Annotated in this window: 20 protein-coding genes; 12 read left to right on the top strand and 8 right to left on the bottom strand. The window is 42.2% G+C overall.

What is annotated here, in order from left to right; translation table 11 throughout:
• Window positions 1-253 precede the first annotated feature (253 nt).
• The 5 genes from MF4642_RS01800 (at window position 254) to MF4642_RS01780 (ending at window position 4598) form a co-directional block, all read left to right on the top strand.
• On the top strand, window positions 254-628 hold the full coding sequence (locus tag MF4642_RS01800) for an HPF/RaiA family ribosome-associated protein (protein ID WP_004691760.1): 375 nt from the start codon (window positions 254-256) through the stop codon (window positions 626-628).
• A gap of 139 nt (window positions 629-767) precedes the next feature.
• The gene (locus tag MF4642_RS01795) at window positions 768-1310 is read left to right on the top strand and encodes a hypothetical protein (protein WP_078425108.1); all 543 of its coding nucleotides are present in this window, start codon (window positions 768-770) and stop codon (window positions 1308-1310) included.
• 14 nt (window positions 1311-1324) lie between these two features.
• A complete protein-coding gene (locus MF4642_RS01790) occupies window positions 1325-2095 on the top strand; it encodes a transporter (protein WP_078425107.1) in 771 nt (256 codons plus the stop codon).
• Window positions 2096-2114: 19 nt separating this feature from the next.
• Window positions 2115-3941, top strand: a complete 1827-nt coding sequence (gene dsbD, locus MF4642_RS01785; protein WP_078425106.1) for a protein-disulfide reductase DsbD — start codon at window positions 2115-2117, stop codon at window positions 3939-3941.
• A gap of 18 nt (window positions 3942-3959) precedes the next feature.
• Window positions 3960-4598 (top strand): glutathione S-transferase family protein, encoded by a 639-nt coding sequence (locus MF4642_RS01780; RefSeq protein WP_078425105.1) that lies wholly within the window; start codon window positions 3960-3962, stop codon window positions 4596-4598.
• On the opposite strand, the gene MF4642_RS01775 is transcribed toward MF4642_RS01780, so the two are convergent.
• On the bottom strand, window positions 4595-5848 hold the full coding sequence (locus MF4642_RS01775) for a GGDEF domain-containing protein (protein ID WP_162841294.1): 1254 nt from the start codon (window positions 5846-5848) through the stop codon (window positions 4595-4597). The genes MF4642_RS01780 and MF4642_RS01775 overlap by 4 nt on opposite strands.
• A 226-nt stretch (window positions 5849-6074) precedes the next feature.
• Between MF4642_RS01775 and MF4642_RS01770 the strand changes: the two genes are divergently transcribed.
• Window positions 6075-6641 (top strand): FMN-dependent NADH-azoreductase, encoded by a 567-nt coding sequence (locus MF4642_RS01770; protein ID WP_078425104.1) that lies wholly within the window; start codon window positions 6075-6077, stop codon window positions 6639-6641.
• A 72-nt stretch (window positions 6642-6713) separates the two neighbouring features.
• Here MF4642_RS01770 and MF4642_RS01765 read toward each other — a convergent pair whose 3' ends face one another.
• Window positions 6714-7625, bottom strand: a complete 912-nt coding sequence (locus tag MF4642_RS01765) for an alpha/beta hydrolase (RefSeq protein ID WP_078425103.1) — start codon at window positions 7623-7625, stop codon at window positions 6714-6716.
• 155 nt (window positions 7626-7780) lie between these two features.
• On the opposite strand from MF4642_RS01765, the gene MF4642_RS01760 reads away from it, so the two are divergent.
• Window positions 7781-8218 carry a DUF2147 domain-containing protein gene (locus tag MF4642_RS01760; protein WP_058951520.1) on the top strand — a complete coding sequence of 146 codons (438 nt, stop codon included), beginning with the start codon at window positions 7781-7783 and terminating at the stop codon, window positions 8216-8218.
• Between the two features lie 49 nt (window positions 8219-8267).
• On the opposite strand, the gene MF4642_RS01755 is transcribed toward MF4642_RS01760, so the two are convergent.
• On the bottom strand, window positions 8268-8618 hold the full coding sequence (locus MF4642_RS01755) for a Spx/MgsR family RNA polymerase-binding regulatory protein (RefSeq protein ID WP_078425102.1): 351 nt from the start codon (window positions 8616-8618) through the stop codon (window positions 8268-8270).
• A 452-nt stretch (window positions 8619-9070) separates the two neighbouring features.
• Window positions 9071-9889, bottom strand: a complete 819-nt coding sequence (locus MF4642_RS01750; RefSeq protein ID WP_078425101.1) for an exodeoxyribonuclease III — start codon at window positions 9887-9889, stop codon at window positions 9071-9073.
• 39 nt (window positions 9890-9928) lie between these two features.
• Between MF4642_RS01750 and pyrE the strand changes: the two genes are divergently transcribed.
• The gene (gene pyrE / locus MF4642_RS01745) at window positions 9929-10579 is read left to right on the top strand and encodes an orotate phosphoribosyltransferase (protein ID WP_005401497.1); all 651 of its coding nucleotides are present in this window, start codon (window positions 9929-9931) and stop codon (window positions 10577-10579) included.
• A 37-nt stretch (window positions 10580-10616) separates the two neighbouring features.
• On the opposite strand, the gene MF4642_RS01740 is transcribed toward pyrE, so the two are convergent.
• The 4 genes from MF4642_RS01740 to MF4642_RS01725 all read right to left on the bottom strand — a co-directional run bounded on the left by MF4642_RS01740 (window position 10617) and on the right by MF4642_RS01725 (window position 14801).
• Window positions 10617-11477 (bottom strand): methylated-DNA--[protein]-cysteine S-methyltransferase, encoded by an 861-nt coding sequence (locus MF4642_RS01740; RefSeq protein ID WP_078425100.1) that lies wholly within the window; start codon window positions 11475-11477, stop codon window positions 10617-10619.
• Between the two features lie 188 nt (window positions 11478-11665).
• Complete coding sequence (locus MF4642_RS01735) at window positions 11666-13954, bottom strand: TonB-dependent receptor (protein WP_078425099.1); 2289 nt, start codon at window positions 13952-13954, stop codon at window positions 11666-11668.
• A 196-nt stretch (window positions 13955-14150) separates the two neighbouring features.
• On the bottom strand, window positions 14151-14348 hold the full coding sequence (locus MF4642_RS01730; RefSeq protein ID WP_078388309.1) for a DUF3565 domain-containing protein: 198 nt from the start codon (window positions 14346-14348) through the stop codon (window positions 14151-14153).
• A complete protein-coding gene (locus MF4642_RS01725) occupies window positions 14349-14801 on the bottom strand; it encodes a MarR family winged helix-turn-helix transcriptional regulator (protein ID WP_078425098.1) in 453 nt (150 codons plus the stop codon). It lies immediately after the preceding gene.
• A gap of 181 nt (window positions 14802-14982) precedes the next feature.
• Between MF4642_RS01725 and MF4642_RS01720 the strand changes: the two genes are divergently transcribed.
• The 4 genes from MF4642_RS01720 to murC all read left to right on the top strand — a co-directional run bounded on the left by MF4642_RS01720 (window position 14983) and on the right by murC (window position 19665).
• Entirely contained in the window at window positions 14983-15465 is a 483-nt protein-coding gene (locus tag MF4642_RS01720; protein ID WP_078425097.1) for a glutathione peroxidase, read from the top strand.
• A gap of 216 nt (window positions 15466-15681) precedes the next feature.
• Entirely contained in the window at window positions 15682-16626 is a 945-nt protein-coding gene (gshB, locus tag MF4642_RS01715) for a glutathione synthase (protein ID WP_078425096.1), read from the top strand.
• 480 nt (window positions 16627-17106) lie between these two features.
• Window positions 17107-18204, top strand: coding sequence for an undecaprenyldiphospho-muramoylpentapeptide beta-N-acetylglucosaminyltransferase (gene murG, locus MF4642_RS01710; protein WP_078425095.1), 1098 nt, complete (start codon window positions 17107-17109; stop codon window positions 18202-18204).
• Window positions 18205-18216: 12 nt separating this feature from the next.
• Window positions 18217-19665: a UDP-N-acetylmuramate--L-alanine ligase gene (gene murC / locus MF4642_RS01705; RefSeq protein WP_004691731.1), complete on the top strand. Its 1449-nt coding sequence runs from the start codon at window positions 18217-18219 to the stop codon at window positions 19663-19665.
• Window positions 19666-19713: the final 48 nt, after the last annotated feature.

Here is a 19713-nt window from a genome sequence, read left to right as displayed (position 1 = left end):
GTCACAATAAGTATCCTTTTCATATTTTTTTAAAAATATCACTTGCATAATTTTCAGTTAGGCCCGATATTCAAAGGAGAAGGACACAGATCTGCAGACTCAAAAGTGTTCATCATTCAATCGATGGAGGTCGAATTCCAAAGCAATTGAAGATGGTCGAATACTGTTAAAACAGTAAGTTACAAGTGTGCCAAGAGATAAAAATCTTCGTACAAAAAAGAGTCGAATAAAGAAAGAGAGAGGATGTTATTTTATGAACATAGAAATCCGTACAGATAAAAACATTCAAAATAGTGACCGTTTAATTAGTTATATACGCGAAGAGCTGAATCAAGAATTTCAACGTCACAGTGAGCGCATTACCCACTTTTCAGTGCATCTAAGTGATGCCAATAGCCATAAAGGCGGAGATGACGACATTCAATGTATGATTGAAGCGCGTCCAGCAGGTTTAAAACCCGTGGTTGTAAATCATAAAGGTCATAATGTCGATACTGCGATTCATGGCGCGATCGATCGCCTTAAACGTAGTTTAGAACATACCTTTGAAAAAAATGATAAACCACGTGCTGGCCAACCTGTATATGCAGATCAGGATGATGGCCTAGTTGATGATGAGGAAGATTAAACCTCACCGAATTTAAAAAAAGCCCCTCAATCAGGGGCTTTTTTAATGCTGGGCACTCACTTTTATCCAACATTACGGATAACAAATGTCCCGTTTATTCGGCATAATAGAATAAACTGAATTGAAGAGCGTCATCTCCATGTTAATCGCGCAACAACAAGCTTTCGTGCAAGCACTTGAAGAATTAGATCTTCAACAAGTTCAACGTCTATTGACCGATGGGTTAAGTCTCAATTTTATCGATCCTGAAAAAGGACCTGTGATTTCTGTTTGGTCAGACGGCTTATTCAAATGGTGGGAAGCGATTTGCGAAGCGTATGAAGCAGGTGCACCACTGTCAGAACAAGAAAAACAACAGACTCTAGCGGTCCATTTAGACATTCTAGAACAACTGATTCATGGCAAAGCAAACTTGCATTTGTGGGATACAGAAGAAATTTATGGCCCACTTTGGGATGCTGCAAGTGCTGCATGTGCGCCAGCGGTCAAGCGTTTGTTGGACGAAAAAGTCGATCCAAACACCAAAGATGAAGATGGCTTAACTATTTTATCTTCAATTAGCGATTTATTCTTTGATTGTGAATTTGACGAAATTAATTGGGCCGAAGCATTGGCTGAAGAAAAGCAAACTTTAGAGTTGCTTCGTCAGCATGGTGCAAAAATGACAAAAGAATTAGCTTAAACAGCGAGATCATCATGATGCAATTAAAACATTTAGGTTTATGTGTAGCCGCTGGGTTCAGTATGAATGCGATGGCTGCAGATTTTTCCTTTGACCGCCCAGGTTCGGGCATAGGGACAGGGATTACGCCTGTGGGGAAGTTGGCTTGGGAGCAGGGCTTGGCCAATGCGCACTATGCTGAATCGACCACGGCTGATGGTGAAAAAGTCAAAACCACCAGCTTAAATGCAGATATGTTATTGCGCACAGGTTTAGCTGAAAACATCGAATTGCAATTGGGTTGGGCTGGGCCCTCTTGGCAACAAATGAAAGTGGCAGGCAATAAGTCTGAAACAGATGGTTTGGGTGATGTCAGTGTGGGTGTGAAAGCGGCGATTCCTTTGGATGATGAACGCTTGACTATGGCGGTACTGGCTGAAGCGATTATTGCCACAGGTAATGATGGTTTCACCAATGAAGATGATATTTATAGTCTGTCATCTGTGGTGGCATACGATTATAGCGACCTCGTGTCGACATCCATCACTATGCGTTATGAAGTGCAAAATAGTGATTGGGCCATTTCTGCAATTCCGACTTTAGAATATCAATTTACCGATAAACTCAGCGGTTTTTCTGAATTGGTTTATCGTAAAGCAGAAAGTCAAGACAATGAATATGCGCTCGGTACAGGTGTCATGTATGCGGTGAATAATCGGATGCAGTTGGACGCAAGTGTTGGTGTCGACTTAAATGGTGCAGATAAAAGTTATTATTCAGGCCTTGGCGTTTCATACTTATTTTAATTAGAAAAAAGAACATATTATGAAAAAGCATCTTCATCTGAAACAGGGGATGAGCGGCAAAACGTGGTATCTGGCGCTGTCAGTATTGATCATCAATCTGTGTATCTGGGCCAGTATCCTAAACGTTCATGCAGAAACTCCACTCCTTTCAGCTGAAGATGCTTTTCCATTTACAGTGGAATCCACGACTGAGCATACCGCTCAACTGCACTGGAATATCCCTGAACAGTATTATCTGTATCAGCACAAATTTGAAGTACAGCAGGCGGGTCAGCCCCTTAAGCTTGAGCTGCCGCCTGCGCATGATTTGTATGATGAAAACTATGGACACACCCAAGTTTATTATCAACAATTGCAATTTGACTTAGACACACAGGCTTCGCAAACCTATAAGGTGACTTGGCAAGGCTGTGCCAAAGATCGTATTTGCTATCCGCCGCAAAGCATTGAGTTTAAAACCGATGTCAACGGTTTGGTCAGTCTACAAGACCAAGCTGGTGGCTCAAAACGACTGCTAGATTTAGCCGCGCAGTCGAATCCGCAATTTGAGCCGATCAATCCAACGGTCACTGCTGAACCCACCGCAACAGCTTCCGATGCGATGGCTGCGCAAGACCAAATTTGGTCTGAAAAGCTAGCCAAAAGCTCATTGGCTTATGGTTTATTACTGTTCTTTGGCCTCGGGATATTACTCGCGTTTACGCCGTGTTCTTTGCCGATGTTGCCGATTTTAACCTCATTAATTATTCGCGATAGCAAAGGCCTCAAAGCATGGATGATTGCCTTGGTCTTTGTGTGCAGTATGGCCATGGTCTATGCCATTTTGGGCTTGGTGGCCTCATCAGCAGGTTTGAACTTCCAGCGTTGGTTACAACAGCCATCCACCCTGATTGCTTTTAGCATTCTTTTTGTTTTATTCGCGCTCAATCTATTTGGTTTGTTTGAACTTAAACTGCCGCAAGCCGTGGTGAATAAACTTGATCATATCCAGTCTATGCAAAAGGGTGGAAGCCTGATCAGCGCTGCCATTATGGGCATGATCTCTGCGCTGTTGGTTGGACCGTGTATGACGGCGCCTTTGGCAGGTGCTTTACTGTTTATTTCGCAGACACAAAGTCAGTGGCAAGGGGCCATTTTGTTGTTCACCTTAGGGTTTGGTATGGGTACACCGCTGTTACTGGCGAGCGTACTGGGCGCTAAGGTATTGCCTCGTGCTGGGCTGTGGATGAATCAGGTTCGGGTATTCTTTGCTTTCATCATGTTGGCTTTGGCGCTGTATTTTGTGCGTCCTTTGCTTTCTGAAACATGGATGCAAGCACTGAGTCTGCTGCTAGGGTTAAGCTTTATCATCTATGTGTTGTATCGTTTGATGTGGCATAAAACTCAGTTACGCATGCTGTACATCGTGGCTTTAGTTATTGGCGGGACGTACATTACTTATAGCCAATATCAGCAGAGTCAGCGTTTCTTTGAAGCACCAGTAGAGGCATCTGCGCGTTGGCATGTGGCAGCGACGGCAGCGGAGTTTAAGCAGCTCTTGGCACAAGCACCAAAAGGTCAAAAAATCATTATCGATGTCTATGCGGATTGGTGTGTTGCTTGTCAGCCAATCGAACACCGTATATTAAAATCGGCAACGGTACAGCAAGCGCTTGCACCGTATTATTTGATTAAATTGGATTTGAGCCATTACGATGCAACCCATCAAGTGCTTTTAAACCAGTGGGATATTTTAGGACCACCGACCTATTTATTCTTAGATGCCTCACAACAAGAAATTCGTGGTTTACGTTTAACGGGTGCATTTACTGAGGCTGAACTTTTAGCTCAATTACAACGTTTTTAACCTGAAGGAGAGCGGGGGATGCAACGTTTATATATTGCCAATAAAAATTATTCCAGTTGGTCGATGCGAGCATGGTTGGTCTTGACTGCATTTGATCTGAATTTTGAAGAAATCCTCATTCGCTTTGATGCAGAAGCCGCCACTTTTAAGCAGCAACTTTCCCACATTCATGCCAATGCTAAAGTGCCTGTATTGGATGTGGGTGAATTTAAGATTTGGGATTCGTTAGCCATCTGTGAATATTTGGCCGAGCAAAATCCAGATTTAGCCTTGTGGCCTAAACCGGCCCATTTGAGAGCACAAGCACGGAGTATCAGTGGTGAGATGCACAGTAGTTTTATGGCACTACGCCAATTGTGTCCGATGAATATTCAAGAGCAGTACAGCATAGCCGAGGGGCAAGCTTTGTGGGTGCAGCATGCTGAATTAAGAGCAGATGTTCAACGAATTGAACAAATTTGGGCACAGCGTGCGAATGAGCATACCTTTTTATTTGGTGATTTTTCTATAGCCGACGCCTTCTATGCACCTGTGGTGATGCGTTTTAAGAGTTATGCACTACCTGTAGCCGAAGGCAGCCAGCAGTATATGCAACACATCATGCAGCATCCTGCGGTCACACAATGGCTCGATGCGGCACGGGCAGAAGCAGTTTAGTTGGGTGAAATGTGCTGTGTGTCGCCACATGCGGCGCTATATTTGATCTCACAGGGATTGATTTCTAAATAGCATTTGATTTGATTGCGTCCACCGGCTTTAGCGGCATACAGTGCTTTGTCTGCTTGATCCAAAAGCTGTTGCGGTTTCAATTTATCCATCGCTAGGGCAATGCCGAAACTGGCAGTAATGCGAATTGCACGTCCATCTTCATTTTGAATCACTAAATCTTCAATGGCTGCACGGCAACGTTCCGCGATTTGACGAGCTTTAAGGGCAGAGGACTGCTTTAAAATGAGTATAAATTCTTCACCCCCAAAACGGCCCACTACATCACTTTCACGCAAATGAAGGCCTAATTTTTGACTTACGGCAATCAGAACCGTATCTCCCATATGATGTCCAAATTGATCATTGATATTTTTAAAGTGGTCGAGGTCTAAAAGCACGATGGCATAGGGGCAATTTTTATCATGATGCAACTCATCTAAGCTTTGGTTAATACTGCGACGGTTCAAGGCGTTGGTGAGTGGGTCGGTCTGACTTAAATGTTGAATCAGTCGCTCACGATGCCGCCATTGGCTGAGTAAGATTTCAAATAAAATCAGACAAGTGACAAGAATAGGGGCAATGAAATACAGCATTGAAAATAACCCAAACCCATTATAAAACAGCTTACCGTTAATGGTGAAAAGTGGTGAGTAGGGCACGACATCTATAAAACTGAGATAACCCGAGAAGACCAAAAAGCTGGTTGCGGGAATCAGCATGATATAAATGATTTTGCGTTTAAATAGAACTAAGCCCACGGTCAGTAAACAAATGTAGGCAATCATAGTCATTGGGCTTAATACGCCAACGAAATAACTGTCTTGGCAAACGAAATAACTGTCTTGGCAAAGAGAAATGACAAAAATGCCGATCGCGACATAGGGTAAAAAACGCTGCACCCAGACGCGATCATGTAGGAAATAGCAGGGATAAATCAGTCCTAACAAGGTCAGTAAAAAGATAGAGTTCAGTACAAATTGGATGCGTACAATATCGAGATTGACCACCTGCCAATATTGAGGATTCAGTAGGATAAAGCTATCCCAACCGAGCCAAGCAACATGAATAATGCAAGCCAAAACCAACATTAGAATACACTTTTTCAAGGTACTCCAATTCATGATGACTTCCTCTTCCAGTAAATAGTGAGAAAGTTTATTTTTATTTAATTTTTTAGAGCTGGAGGCTAGTGAATTCATTCAATCTTTTTATCCTCTTACTTTCATATTCTTTTTAATTTAAATAGTGTAATTAATTCTTAAAATTGAATTTAAAGATAGCATCTAAAATCATAGAAAAAATATCCCTATAAAAAGGGAAAAGTGTTCTATTTTTGCAACATAGTGTTTTAAATAAACCAATTATTCTAAGAGCGGGATTCTTTTAAGATGCAGCTATTCAATAAAGATTATGCGGGAACATCCCATGAAAGTTTTACACATTGATTCAAGTATTATGGCGGATGCCTCTGTATCTCGTCAGTTGAGCCAAGCCATTGTTTCGCAACTCAGCGAAAAGCATGCACAAGTTGAGGTTGAATATTTGGACTTGGCAACGCAGCCGATTCCACATTTAGACGCAGAAATTTTAATGGGTCAAAATGTAGAACAATCGGCTCTGGGCGAACGTATTATTCAACAATACTTAGATGCGGACGTTGTGGTGATTGGTGCGGCGATGTATAACTTCGGGATTACTTCGACTTTAAAAGCATGGATTGACCGCATTAGTGTTGCAGGTCGTACCTTTAAATATACGGAAAATGGTCCTGTCGGTTTGGCTGGTGACAAGAAAGCCTATATTGCCAGTAGTCGCGGTGGTGTCTATGGTGAAAATAGTCCTGTTGACTTCCAAGAAGGCTTCTTAAAAACTGTTTTTAATTTTACTGGTGTGACCGATGTTGAAATCATTCGTGCTGAAGGCGTGAATATGGGCCCAGAGCTGAAAGACAAAGCCATTGCAGCAGCTTTAGTGCAGGTGCAAGCGATCTAATAACAATAACTGTAGTTCCATGATTCCTCATTTGGTCAGCGTTCAGCTGACCTTTTTTTATGCGGAATTTGTTTAGTCTTGGTCAAGCGCTTGAGCAAACGTTGCGATGTCATCCAATGCCATTTTAGCTTCTGGAAACCATGCATTAAACATTTGAAAGTTATGCCACATGCCTGTGTATAGTTTAAATGTCACATCTACACCTGCCTTGGTCGCTTTATCTCTAAACCGCTGCGCATCGTCCAAAAGAATTTCTTTCGAACCGACTTGTACAAGGGTTGGCGGGAGGTCTGCTAAATCATCAAATAAAGGTGAAACGAGCGGGTCCGCTGGGTCAATTTGTTCTGGGACATAATAGTCGATGCCTGTTTCAAGGGCTTCGACGGATAATAGTGCATCAAGCTTGCTGTTATAGCGAATAGACTCACTGGTTAAGCTTAAATCCAAAAACGGCGAAAGTAGAATTAATCCACTGACTTGAGGACGTTGCTCATCACGAATGCGTAGTGCTAAGGCTAGCGCTAAATTTGCACCACATGAATCCCCCGATAAAATAATATCTTTGGCCTGTATACCTTGTTCCAATAACAGCTGATAAACATCAAACAGCGCATCAATAGCTTCAGGATAGGGATGTTCAGGTGACAAAGGATAGTCAAGGTGAATAACCTGCATTTGTGTGCTGGCTGCAAGGTCTGAGACAAACGCGCGATGGGTATTCATTGAACCTAAAAAGAAAGCCCCACCATGAATGTGCAAAATGAGCTGAGTGGCTTCAGTTTCAGGTTTTAATTCTTCCGCACGCAGGCCTGCAAGACGTAGAGGACGAATCTGGATCGACTTATTGAGCGGAAATGCACGACACATTTGTTCAAGAAGAAAACGCTGACTACTGGGTGGGAGACTAAAGCGACTTGGGGTTCGAATCGTGGTTTTTAAAAACTGCTCTGTAATGATTTGTTTCCATGGATCGGCAATCTTCATAGTTATTCCATTTTGTTATTTGTTTTACCTTGAGTTTGTGTATTTACCAACATAATTTACAAGGTTACACTAATTGGTCACATTGAAAAATTGAAAAATTGTTGTGACTTTTTAATAATGATAGTCGTCTATACTAGACTAGGGAAATGACAAAAATGAAAAAAATTGCACTTGCACTAAGCGTACTAGGATTAACCGCTCTAGCTCATGCAGCAGATCCGCTGAATGGCACTGTTTGGAAAACGATTGATGACAAAACTAAACAAGCGAAAGCTTTGGTTAAATTCACTGAGCAAAAAAATGGAACTTTAACTGCGAGTATTCAAGGTATTTTGACACCAGGTGAAGAAAATGCATGTACCAAGTGTGAAGGCCCATACAAAAATAAATCGTTGAAAGGTTTAACGATTGTACATGGTCTGAAAAACGCGGGTGGTACAAGCTATGACGGTGGATCAATTTTAGATCCGCAAACGGGTAAAACCTATAAATTAAAAGGCAACATTGCTGCTGGTGGTAAAAAACTAGAGCTCCGTGGCTATATTGGTGTGGCTGCATTAGGCCGTAACCAAACTTGGATTCGCGCGAACTAATCTCATCCAACAAAAAAAGCCGAGCAATTGCTCGGCTTTTTTGTTTTTGTTATGCCTTTAGGGCACGAATTGCATCTTCATTGAAACCCACAATAAAACCATCGGGCGTTGCAATCACGGGGCGCTTAATGAGACTGTGATGGGTCGTGAGGGCATCAATCAGTCCTTGCTCTGAAGCTAAAGCAGTGTCTTGTTCTGCTTCAGTCAACTTACGCCAAGTGGTGCCTTTTTTATTCAGGACCACATCTGCCCCAATCTGATCGAGCCATGTTTTGACAGTCGCAGCATCAATGCCTTGTTTTTTATAATCATGAAACTCATACGCTAAACCTAACTCATTCAGTAGGTCGAATGCTTTTTTCATTGAATTACAATTTTTAATGCCATACACATTTAACATGGAACACCCTTTTGAATTTTAAGCTGGGTTTAGAGTAACGGAAAAAGCAGAGCAGCTCTAGTGTCGCGATTTAAGCCAACAGCGTCATCGTCTTGTCATAAAAGCGATTTAGAATTAAATCAAAGAAAAATAGAATATAAAAAGAAGAAGCATTAAAAAGGCAGAGACTAAAAAAGAGAAAACCCGCATTTAATCATCCTGATCATGCGGGTCTCATTACAACGTCCATTGTCACATCCTTGAAAACCAACTATATCCATAGTTCGTTTTAATTTCATCCTACGGCGTCCTGTCCTTGTGCTGTCATCCTGACATCGTCCCTTTGCCGTGGAAACATAATGCACTGATTGATTGATCAGAAAAAGACTCAAAAAACGGCAGATAATGTAGGTTAAAAACGCATATTCAGTAAACATTTGTTCGCTGAATATGAGCTAAATGCTTACATTTTTCTAGATTTTGTAGTCAATAATGACAGGTGCATGGTCGCTAAACCATGTTTCTTTATAGACCCAAGCATTGACTGTACGGGCTTTCCAGTCAGGTGAGCAAGCTTGATAGTCAATGCGCCAGCCCACGTTCTTCGCACGGGCCTGTCCACGGTTTGACCACCACGAATAAATCTCAGCTTCTGGACGTACTTCACGGAAAGTATCGACATAGCCAAGTTCATCATAAATATGATCGAGCCAAGCGCGTTCGTGCGGTAAGCAGCCTGAGGCTTTTTGATTGCCTGACCAGTTTTTAATGTCGATGCGTTTATGCACGATGTTGTAGTCACCACAGACAATCACGGATTTATTTTCATCGCGCCATTGTTTCAAAATTTGTTTGTATTCTTCTAAGAAGTGATCTTTACGTACTTGTGCTTCTTCGCCAGAAGAGCCCGATGGTAAATAGAGTGAACAAATATGCACATTTTGGTCTAAGCCTAAGTCAAACTCAGCCGAAATAAAGCGGCCTTGAGAATCGGCCAATTCAAAACCAAGTCCATCAGTAACTGAAACAAATGGTAAACGGCTATAAATAGCAGTGCCAGCATACCCTGGACGTTCAGCAGGGAACAGGTGAGTATGCCAGCCTTCAGGTTTAAATTTATCGGTCCATTGTTCGTGGGTGATGCGAGATTCTTGCATGCAAATCACATCAGCATCTGATGTGGCAATCCAATCAAAAATCCCTTTTTTTTCTGCAGAACGTAGACCATTTACGTTAATTGAAACCACACGTAAAATTTTTTGATCACTTGGATAGCTACTCTTTGGTATCATGCGCAAGTCTTACCTCAATTTGAAAATACGGAGCACCGCATGACAATGCAAGCGACATTTAACCCTCAAGCTTTTATCGAACTCGCATTATCACGTGGCGTGCTTAAATTTGGTGAGTTTACTTTAAAATCGGGTCGTGTGAGTCCTTATTTTTTTAATGCAGGTCTGCTTAATGACGGTGAAGCCTTGTCATTACTGGCGTCTGGCTATGCAACTAAACTGACAGAATGCAACAATGTTGAGGTGGTCTTTGGTCCTGCGTACAAAGGGATTCCTTTTGTTGCTGCAACAGCGGTGGCTTTGTCACAAAATCATGGGGTGAGCGTACCTTGGGGGTTTAACCGTAAAGAAGCCAAAGATCATGGTGAAGGCGGGGTCTTGGTTGGTGCATCCGTTGCAGGCAAAAAAGTCTGGATTATTGATGACGTGATTACTGCGGGCACAGCGATCCGTGAAGTAGTCACCATTTTGAAAAATGCGGGTGCGCAGATTGCAGGTGTGTTGGTGGCATTAGACCGTCAAGAAAAAGGTCAAGGTGAACTGTCTGCGATTCAAGAAGTCCAAAAAGAATTGGAAATTCCTGTGCATGCATTGGTGACCATGAAAGATTTGATGAATTATTTAGAGGCTAAAGGTGAGACAGAGGCTTTAGCAAAAATGGAAGCCTATCGCGTGAAGTATGGCGTCTAAGCATTGAAACAAAAAAGGGAAGCTTCGGCTTCCTTTTTTATTCGCTTTCTTTTTCAGTTGGTGTTTGGCTATGCGCACCTTCCCAGCCAATCATCGCGGTTTTACGTGTTGTTCCCCACATATAATTACCACGTTGTCCTGAAGACTGAATGACCCGATGGCATGGAATTAAAAAGGCAACGGGATTGTTACCAATGGCTGTTCCGACCGCTCGTGAGGTACGCTCTTGCCCAATCTCTTGAGCAATATATGCATAACTGCTGAGCTTTCCCATGGGAATTTTAAGCAGACTTTGCCACACCTTGAGCTGAAAGTCGGTGCCTTTCAGATGCAGTTTAATCTCTGATAGGCTGTTTTGATTGTGCTGAAAAATTGCAAGCGCTTTGCGTTGTAATTCATCCTGATCTTCAATAAATGTCGCACGTGGGAACTGTTTTTTCAGATAGGCCAATGCATCCCGATCTGCTTCGGTAAAGGCCATATGACAAATCCCTTTAGGGGTCGAGGCAATAATGACGGAGCCAAAAATGGTTTCGGCAAAACTATAGTGAATGTCGAGTGCTTCACCGCCCTGTTTATATTCTGCGGGCGTCATCCCTTCGATTTGGACAAATAAATCATGCAATCGGCTGGTACTAGAAAGGCCAGTGTCAAAGGTTGCTGCAAAAATATTATTTTCTGTGTGATTGTTCAAAACCGACTTTGCATATTCCACACTAACATATTGCAGAAATTTTTTCGGGCTAATACTTGCCCATTCGCTAAAGATACGCTGAAAATGTGTAGGACTTAAATGCACGTGTTCTGCAATCTCAGCCAAACTGGGTTGCTGTTTGAAGTTTTGTTCAATGTATTCAATTGCCTTTGCCACACGTGCGTAATTGCTATGTTCTGTCATGATTACTCGTGGAAATCATTTAACTTAAGAAAACACTAACAAATCCAGTCAGGCCTGAAAATCCGTTTCTTGCGCTTTATCAGAAAAGGTTCGAAGCATGCATTGATTGACTTAGTCGTTCCTTGATAAGCATAAAAAAGCGGAACAGTGACCTGTTCCGCTTGAGATGGCGTTTTAACTGAAGGGGTTTAGAACTGGTAGTTCAAACGCATGAGGAAGCTACGCGGTGTACCAGGCATAGAGTCTGAACGCCAGTATTCTTTATTGGTCAAGTTACTGACAGCTAAGGTCAGGTTCCATGGATCAGCACTATAACCAATGGCTGCATCGACACGTGAGAAAGCTTTCATATCCAAGGGCTGGTTGCTTAAATTGCTATTAGGGTAGGCTTTGTAGTCACCCACATAAGTCACACCAACTTCACCATAGAGTTTTTCTGTAGGTAAGTAACGAACAAATAAGTTACCCGTATGTTCAGGCGCATTATTTAGCACTTTATTCACATTATCTGGATTTTGCTTGTCTTTTTTAACTTCGGCTTGTAGATAACCATATCCACCACGGACAAATACATTATCCAATACGCGACCAATAAAACTAAACTCTAGACCTTTAGATTGATGTTCGCCCGCAGTTGCCCATTCTTCAGGTTTAGTGTCATCAGGTACATAACGAATATTATTTTTGCGAATGTCAAAAACTGAGAGTTGGGTATTTAAACGGTCATCAAACCAGTCACTTTTGACCCCAATTTCATATTGCTCATTATATTGAGGTTCTGAATCAAAGGTATTCAGATTGGTATTTGCGGATACAACACTGACACCTACACGCCCACCAAACGGTGCAAAGCTTTTATTGTATGAAGCATAGAAGCTGTGTTGATCTGTGGGTTGCCAAATGAAACCAATGTTGGGGCTAAAGCTTTCATCATTGATACTACGATGGTAATTGATGTCGGAAGAAGCTAATAATTTATTGGTGGTTGATGTATCGTAATAATCATAACGTGCACCAAGCATTACTTTGAAATATTCATTAAAACTAATTAAGTCTTGAATGAAAAAGCCGTAGCTTGTGCCTTCATTATAATTATGCTGAGTAATGGTTTTAGCACCGTTATCACGATTATTCTGTGTTAATTGACCTGTAATTGGGTCATAAAAACCATCAATTCGACTGCCATTGGCGTTTTTATTAGAAAGTTTCGGCTCTCTTTGTTCATAGGTCCAATCGGTACCCACTAAAAGATTATGTTTAATAGCGCCCGTATCAAACTCACCTGTAATATCCCACGTATTGGTGGTGGTTCGATTAGATGTTTGCTGCCAGTAATAGTTTTGCGAAATTTTTCCGACATTGTTGTAGCAGCGACGTTGTGTAAGTGGAGTGCTAGAAGCGCTTTCACCATTACTGGTGGTTGCATCTGAAGCACAGTAGGTACCACCATAAAAATGATCAAAGTCTTGATCTGCTTGGCGGTAACTTGTTGCCCAATGGAATTTCCAATTCGGCGCAAATTCGTAATTTAAATCTGAACGAATGACTTGTAGTACATCATCAACGTAATCGCCTTTTTGTGCAAAGCCCGTTTTAATGGATGTTCCAGCAGGTAAAACACTATAAGAAGGTCCACGGTCTGGTACTCGACCTAATTTGTCATAGGTATATTGTGTGGTCCACGTGAGGGTTTCATCATCATTTTTATAAGTGAAACTTGGCGAGATCATCTCAATTTGACTGTCGATGCCTGAACGGAAACTATCCGCTTCACCGTATTCACCTGTTAAACGGACAGCCCAGTTGTCATTTAAGACTTGGTTAATATCCGCTGTTGCGCCATAAGTATCATATGAGCCTACGTAAGTACCGACTGAGCTTTTTGAGTCAAAGTTGGCGTATTTACTCACCATATTGACCACACCGCCGCCTGCACTACGTCCATATAACACCGAGGCAGGGCCTTTTAAAATTTCGATCCGTTCAATGTTGGCTGTACTACGACGCACTTGGCCACTTTCACGGATACCATCACGGTAAATATCACCCGAGTCGGCAGAGAAACCACGGAGGGTAATGCCATCACCGCGCATATCGTAGCTGGTTGAAACCCCTGGTGTACCTTGTAACATTACACTGAGGTCGTTAGAGCCATAGATTTTATATTTCTGTACATCGATGGTGTCGATGGTTTGAGGAATGTCTTTTTTCTTTAAACCATTCCGTGTGACATTGGCCTGATCATAATCGACATAGCTTTTGATTGGATCAAGTTCACTCATTGCCTCAATTTTCAAGGTCGGCAGAACTGCTGCTGTATTCGAGTTGTTTATCGTCGCTTGAGAGGAAGGGTTCTCATTATTTTGTAGCGTTGCTTCATCCGCATAAGCTGCATGCGCATTTAAAATCATAAAGCTGAGAAGGCTATATTTGAATAGGTTAGAACCACAAAGCGGCTGTGGTGAAAATTTAATCATGATTTAAGGCTCGGAGAGAGTGAATTGCCAATAAAAATGAGAAGTATAATCATTTACTAAAAATGAACAAGACTTACGGTAATATTCATTTTTTCTACATAGTTTGACTGGGTTGAAAAGTACAGCTGTACAGGTTTTTTAATTTTTCTAAAAAATTGATAAATAAGCATTAAAATTTGAAGAAAATGCAAAAGAATTATTTTTGTGCATTTTCCATGCATTTTTTACAGCTTAAAAGAACGCCTATTTTTTCTTGGCGTCCTTGCTCAGTTTGTACCCAAGGACGGTTTTGCCACGGTGGAGTATGGCGGACATGTTGTGTGTGGCCACAGGCAAGCTCCGCCACCCAATGATGTTCTTCATCGAGATGAAAACCGACAATCGCTTGTTGCACTTAAGTATCTCGACTGACGTGTTGAGGCTGTTCTAAGCCGTTTAAAAAACGCTGACACAGTTGATGGATGGCTACCAAATCATCGGAATCTAGACCTAAAGAACACGCCAGCTCAAATGGAATGGCTATAATTTTATCTTTGGCTAAGAGTGCTTTTTCCAGCAGAACGACTTTTTTCATACGTTCATCTTCTTTGACAGCAACACGCTTTAAAAACTGTTTTTCTTCTAGTTTTTTAATAATTGGGGTTAAGGTGCCTGAGTCAAAAAAAGTTTTTTGTCCAATCTCGGTCAGCGTCACATTGTCCTGCTCGTATAAAGCCAACAAAACAATAAATTGCGGATAGGTCAGATCATAAGCTTGTAAGCGTGGACGGTATTGACGAACCATGGCATTGGTTGCGGAATACATGGCAAAACACACGCGGTTTTTTAAAAGTGGGGTGTCCGCCATGTTGCATGTCCTTGGGTGTTAATGTCTGTAAAGCAGTATAAATGAAATAGGGATGAAAGTATATTGCGCATAATAATCTTGTGTGCAAGTTAATTGTGTGCGATATTTATTTGAGACTGAGGTCGGTTCAGAACTTGAAGCGACTTTAATTAATGACATTTTGATGAATGGAAGAGATGTAATGACCACAATTTATGATTTTCAGGCTGAACTGTTGGAAGGCGAGCAAAAAAATCTGGCCGATTATCAGGGCAAGGTTTTATTGGTGGTGAATACCGCCAGCCAATGTGGTTTAACCCCGCAATTTGAAGGCTTGGAAAAGTTATATCAGGACTATCAACAGCAAGGCCTGCTGATTTTAGGTTTTCCTTGTAACCAATTTGCGCAGCAAGACCCTGCGAGTAATGAAGAGATCGGCAGCTTTTGCCAGCGTAACTATGGAGTCTCTTTCCCAATGTTTGCCAAAGTTGATGTGAATGGTCCTACAGCGCATCCGCTGTATCAGTATTTAACCGCTGAAGCTAAAGGCATTTTAGGTAGCCAGAGTATCAAGTGGAATTTCACCAAGTTTCTCATTAACCAAAAAGGACAGGTGGTGAAACGCTATGCGCCGATTGTTAAACCTGAAAAAATTGCCAAGGATATTCAACGCCTTTTGGCTTAATGGAGAAGGTGTGGAAAGGAGCTGTCGCTTGGTAATGGATGTAACTTTCCTTTGTTGCATCGCGCAGTTAGCATCTGATTAGTTGCCGCAAGAAGTTGTAGTTATTTGAATAAAATAGATTTTTTAATCTTTAATTATTACACAACTTGTTGCACCCAAACCTGAAAACTTCGCTATACTTTTTGCCAAGTTTAAAAAAATTTGAGCGTGAGAATTATGCGTGTACTGGTAGTGATGGACCCGATTGAAACGGTGAATCTGAAAAAAGATTCCACCATGGCCATGTTATGGGTCGCAAGCCGTCGCGGACATGAACTGGGTTATGCATTACAACACGATTTATATATCGATCAAGGCAAAGCCTTTGGTCTGATTTCTCCCTTAAAAGTGTTTGAAGATTACGATCATTATTATGATTTGGGTGAACAGCAAAAAGAGTCCTTGGCCGATTACGATGTGATTTTGATGCGTAAAGATCCACCATTCGACATGAACTTTGTCTACACCACCTATATTTTGGAACAAGCGGAACGTGAAGGCGCGTGGATTATCAATAAACCACAGTCCTTACGTGACTGTAATGAAAAACTGTTTGCCACGCAGTTCCCCGAACTCCAAGTCCCTACATTAGTGACTTCACAACAAAGCCTGATCCGTGAATTTATCAAAGAACATGGTGATGTGATTGTGAAGCCTCTCGATGGGATGGGTGGCATGGGAATTTTCCGTTTATATCAAGATGGTGTGAACATTGGCTCAACTTTGGAAATGTTGACGGAAATGGGCACACGTCCGATTATGGCGCAGCGTTATATTCCTGAAATTGTGGAAGGGGATAAACGTATCTTGCTGGTCAATGGTGAACCGATTCCGTACTGTTTGGCGCGTATTCCACAAAACGGCGAAGTCCGTGGGAATTTGGCCGCAGGTGGTTTGGGTCAAGCACGTCCTTTGACTGAAAACGACAAGGCGATTGCTGCAAAAGTGGGACCCTTCTTACGTGAAAAAGGTTTGGTTTTTGTCGGACTTGATGTGATTGGCAATTATGTGACCGAGATTAATGTCACCAGTCCAACCTGTATTCGTGAGATTGATGCGCAATTTGGTACCTCGATTGCCGATGATTTATTTGATGTCTTGGAAGCAGGCAAAGCCAGCTAAAACGACAGAAAAGGAACCTGAAATGGTTCCTTTTTTCTTTCATGGTTGTGGTCGGTTTTGAAATAGAGCTGTGCTTTGCTGCAAAGTGTATCAATTTGGTTGAAAATAAAGCGGATTATGTTGCCAGACACTACAAATTTTCATCCTACTCAAATGTATGCACTCAGATTGTATTTCTAGGCGCTAAAATGACGCGAATTGGGCTTTAAAATTATGTTAAATAATTGATTCCAATCACCTTCCTGGTTTTAATTTTAAATATAGCCAATTGCGCTGTCGAGCCTGATTGTGTGCTGTAGTTTGAGTAAAAATGCACATCTGATAACAAATCTAGTTTAAACTTGAAAATCAGTAGAAAAAAACAATCAAATGCCTGTTGAAAAAAAGTAAATAATCTTTCGCGGCTATGCGTTTGTGATTACAATTGATCGCTTAAAATTGAATTTTGTTTCCATATTTTTAGAATTGAAGAATTAGACTGTGACCGAAGCAACACAAACAAAGCCGAAACATGTAATGATGATGGCTGCCGGAACGGGCGGGCATGTTTTTCCAGCACTTGCTGTGGCTAAGGAATTACAGCAACAAGGCTGCCAAGTCTCGTGGCTTGCTACGCCTACAGGTATGGAAAATCGCCTGCTTAAAAATCATGATATCCCGATTTATCAAATTGATATTCAAGGTGTGCGCGGCAATGGCTTAGTCCGCAAAGTATTGGCACCCTTTAAAATTTTAAAAGCCACTTTAAGTGCAATGCGTTACATGAAGCAGCTCAAAGTCGATGCCGTCGCGGGCTTTGGGGGGTATGTCGCTGGGCCTGGTGGATTGGCTGCGCGCGCATTGGGTATTCCTGTGATTATTCATGAGCAGAATGCGATTGCGGGTTTTACCAATACGCAGTTATCACGTATTGCCAAAACAGTGTGTCAGGCTTTTCCAAACACCTTTGCTGCACAAGATAAAATTGTGACCACAGGTAATCCCGTCCGCAAAGAGATTACGGAAATTTTAAATCCGTCTTGGCGTTATCAAGAACGTGAAAAAGCTGGAGCTACGCTTCGAGTTTTAATTGTGGGTGGCTCGTTGGGTGCACAAGCGTTAAATGAGCGTGTTCCTGAAGCATTGAAGCAATTGAATGTGCCGTTAAGCGTTTATCATCAGTGTGGTCAAAACCATGCAGATACGACCCAAGCGCGTTATGCCGATGCCCCTGAACAGCTTCAGGTTGAAGTTCACCCTTTTATTGAAGATATGGCCAAAGCCTATAGCGATGCCGATTTAATTATTTGCCGTGCTGGGGCGTTAACCGTGACCGAGATTGCGACTGCGGGTGTGGCTGCGGTTTTTGTTCCGCTGCCAAGTGCAGTGGATGATCACCAAACGGCCAATGCAAAGTTTTTAGCCAATATCGGTGCAGCCAAAATTTGCCCACAAGCAAGCATGACGCCCGAGAGTTTAAAAGAATTATTATTACCCTTGATGAACCGTCAGTTATTGTCTGAAATGGCAGTGAAAGCACGTCAGCAAGCACAACCCGATGCAACCCAACATGTGGTTCGTTTAATTCAAGCATTGTAAACCGAGTATTTTATGTCGCCATCTACGCCTGCTGATCAAGCAAAAAAGTTAATTAAAGTGCCAGAAATGCGCCGTATTAAGCACATCCATTTTATTGGGATTGGTGGTGCGGGTATGTGTGGTATTGCTGAAGTGCTCAAGAACCAAGGCTACAAAGTCTCAGGTTCAGATATCAAAGCATCAAAAACCACGGCTCAGCTTGAAGAAAACGGCATCAAAGTCTATATCGGGCATACCGCTGAAAATATTCAAGGGGCAAACGTGATTGTGGTGTCGACTGCAATTGATGCAGAAAACCCAGAAATTAAAGCAGCCATTGAAACGCGTACACCTGTGGTGCGCCGTGCAGAAATGCTGGGTGAGCTGATGCGCTACCGTCATGGGATTGCTGTTGCGGGAACGCATGGTAAAACCACGACCACTAGCCTTGTCACGTGTATGTTGGCAGAAGAAAATCTCGACCCAACTTATGTGATTGGCGGTTTGCTGAATCGTACTGGTGTGAATGCAGCACTGGGCGCGAGTCGTTTTATCGTGGCAGAGGCAGATGAATCAGATGCTTCATTCTTGCATTTGCAACCAATGGCCACCATCGTGACCAATATTGATGCAGACCACATGGACACCTACGGTGGTAGCTTTGATGTCCTAAAAGATACCTTTGTACAGTTCTTACAAAAACTACCGTTTTACGGCTTGGCTGTGGTGTGTGGCGATGATGCCAACATTCGTGAAATCATGCCGCGTATTGGTCGTCCATTGATCACATATGGTTTTAACGAAGACAATGACATTCGTGCAGTGGATATTGAACAAGAAGGCATGCAGTCGCACTTTACCGTATTGCGTAAAGATCGTGAGCCTTTGCGTTTAACCATCAATTTGCCGGGTTTACATAATATTTTAAATGCACTTGCGGCGATCGGTATTGCAACCGATGAAGGTGTGTCTGATGCTGCGATTGCACGTGCATTGGAAAGTTTCAGCGGTGTAGGTCGTCGTTTCCAAGTCCAAGGTGAATTTGACATCGAAGGCGGTAATGTGAAATTGGTGGATGACTATGGTCACCATCCAAAAGAAGTTGAAGCGACCATTAAAGCTGCACGAGCAAGCCATCCAGACCGCCGTTTAGTGATGATGTTTCAGCCACACCGTTTTAGCCGGACCCGTGACTGTTTCGATGACTTTGTGGATGTACTGTCACATGTCGATCAGTTGTTGCTGCTTGAAGTCTATCCTGCGGGTGAAAAACCGATTGTGGGTGCAGACAGTCGTTCATTGGCGCGTAGTATTCGTTTACGTGGCGATGTAGAGCCGATTTTGATCGATCCAGTCGAAGGTAATTTGCAGCATGCGTTGAAAAAAGTGTTACAAGCGGATGACTTGTTATTGACGCAAGGCGCAGGTAATGTGGGGGCTATCTCGGTTGAGCTTGCAAGCAATCATTTATATTTAAAATAATCACGTTTTGTGATTACTCAATGAATAAAACAGTCATAAAGTTTAAGG

It is taken from the genome of Acinetobacter sp. MF4642, from assembly GCF_002018925.1.
In the GTDB taxonomy this organism is placed as follows: Bacteria; Pseudomonadota; Gammaproteobacteria; order Pseudomonadales; family Moraxellaceae; genus Acinetobacter; species Acinetobacter johnsonii.
This window is presented reverse-complemented; position numbering and strand designations above follow the sequence as displayed.

What these genes read in the sequence shown, in the direction of transcription:
- gshB (WP_078425096.1), top strand. Translation starts at nt 15,682, where the DNA reads ATGCGTGTACTGGTAGTGATGGACCCGATTGAAACGGTGAATCTGAAA.
- dsbD (WP_078425106.1), top strand. Translation starts at nt 2,115, where the DNA reads ATGAAAAAGCATCTTCATCTGAAACAGGGGATGAGCGGCAAAACGTGG.
- MF4642_RS01795 (WP_078425108.1), top strand. Translation starts at nt 768, where the DNA reads ATGTTAATCGCGCAACAACAAGCTTTCGTGCAAGCACTTGAAGAATTA.
- MF4642_RS01800 (WP_004691760.1), top strand. Translation starts at nt 254, where the DNA reads ATGAACATAGAAATCCGTACAGATAAAAACATTCAAAATAGTGACCGT.
- MF4642_RS01735 (WP_078425099.1), bottom strand. Translation starts at nt 13,954, where the DNA reads ATGATTAAATTTTCACCACAGCCGCTTTGTGGTTCTAACCTATTCAAA.
- MF4642_RS01790 (WP_078425107.1), top strand. Translation starts at nt 1,325, where the DNA reads ATGATGCAATTAAAACATTTAGGTTTATGTGTAGCCGCTGGGTTCAGT.
- MF4642_RS01770 (WP_078425104.1), top strand. Translation starts at nt 6,075, where the DNA reads ATGAAAGTTTTACACATTGATTCAAGTATTATGGCGGATGCCTCTGTA.
- MF4642_RS01765 (WP_078425103.1), bottom strand. Translation starts at nt 7,625, where the DNA reads ATGAAGATTGCCGATCCATGGAAACAAATCATTACAGAGCAGTTTTTA.
- MF4642_RS01780 (WP_078425105.1), top strand. Translation starts at nt 3,960, where the DNA reads ATGCAACGTTTATATATTGCCAATAAAAATTATTCCAGTTGGTCGATG.
- MF4642_RS01720 (WP_078425097.1), top strand. Translation starts at nt 14,983, where the DNA reads ATGACCACAATTTATGATTTTCAGGCTGAACTGTTGGAAGGCGAGCAA.
- pyrE (WP_005401497.1), top strand. Translation starts at nt 9,929, where the DNA reads ATGACAATGCAAGCGACATTTAACCCTCAAGCTTTTATCGAACTCGCA.
- MF4642_RS01750 (WP_078425101.1), bottom strand. Translation starts at nt 9,889, where the DNA reads ATGATACCAAAGAGTAGCTATCCAAGTGATCAAAAAATTTTACGTGTG.
- murC (WP_004691731.1), top strand. Translation starts at nt 18,217, where the DNA reads ATGTCGCCATCTACGCCTGCTGATCAAGCAAAAAAGTTAATTAAAGTG.
- MF4642_RS01740 (WP_078425100.1), bottom strand. Translation starts at nt 11,477, where the DNA reads ATGACAGAACATAGCAATTACGCACGTGTGGCAAAGGCAATTGAATAC.
- MF4642_RS01755 (WP_078425102.1), bottom strand. Translation starts at nt 8,618, where the DNA reads ATGTTAAATGTGTATGGCATTAAAAATTGTAATTCAATGAAAAAAGCA.
- MF4642_RS01775 (WP_162841294.1), bottom strand. Translation starts at nt 5,848, where the DNA reads ATGAATTCACTAGCCTCCAGCTCTAAAAAATTAAATAAAAATAAACTT.
- MF4642_RS01760 (WP_058951520.1), top strand. Translation starts at nt 7,781, where the DNA reads ATGAAAAAAATTGCACTTGCACTAAGCGTACTAGGATTAACCGCTCTA.
- MF4642_RS01725 (WP_078425098.1), bottom strand. Translation starts at nt 14,801, where the DNA reads ATGGCGGACACCCCACTTTTAAAAAACCGCGTGTGTTTTGCCATGTAT.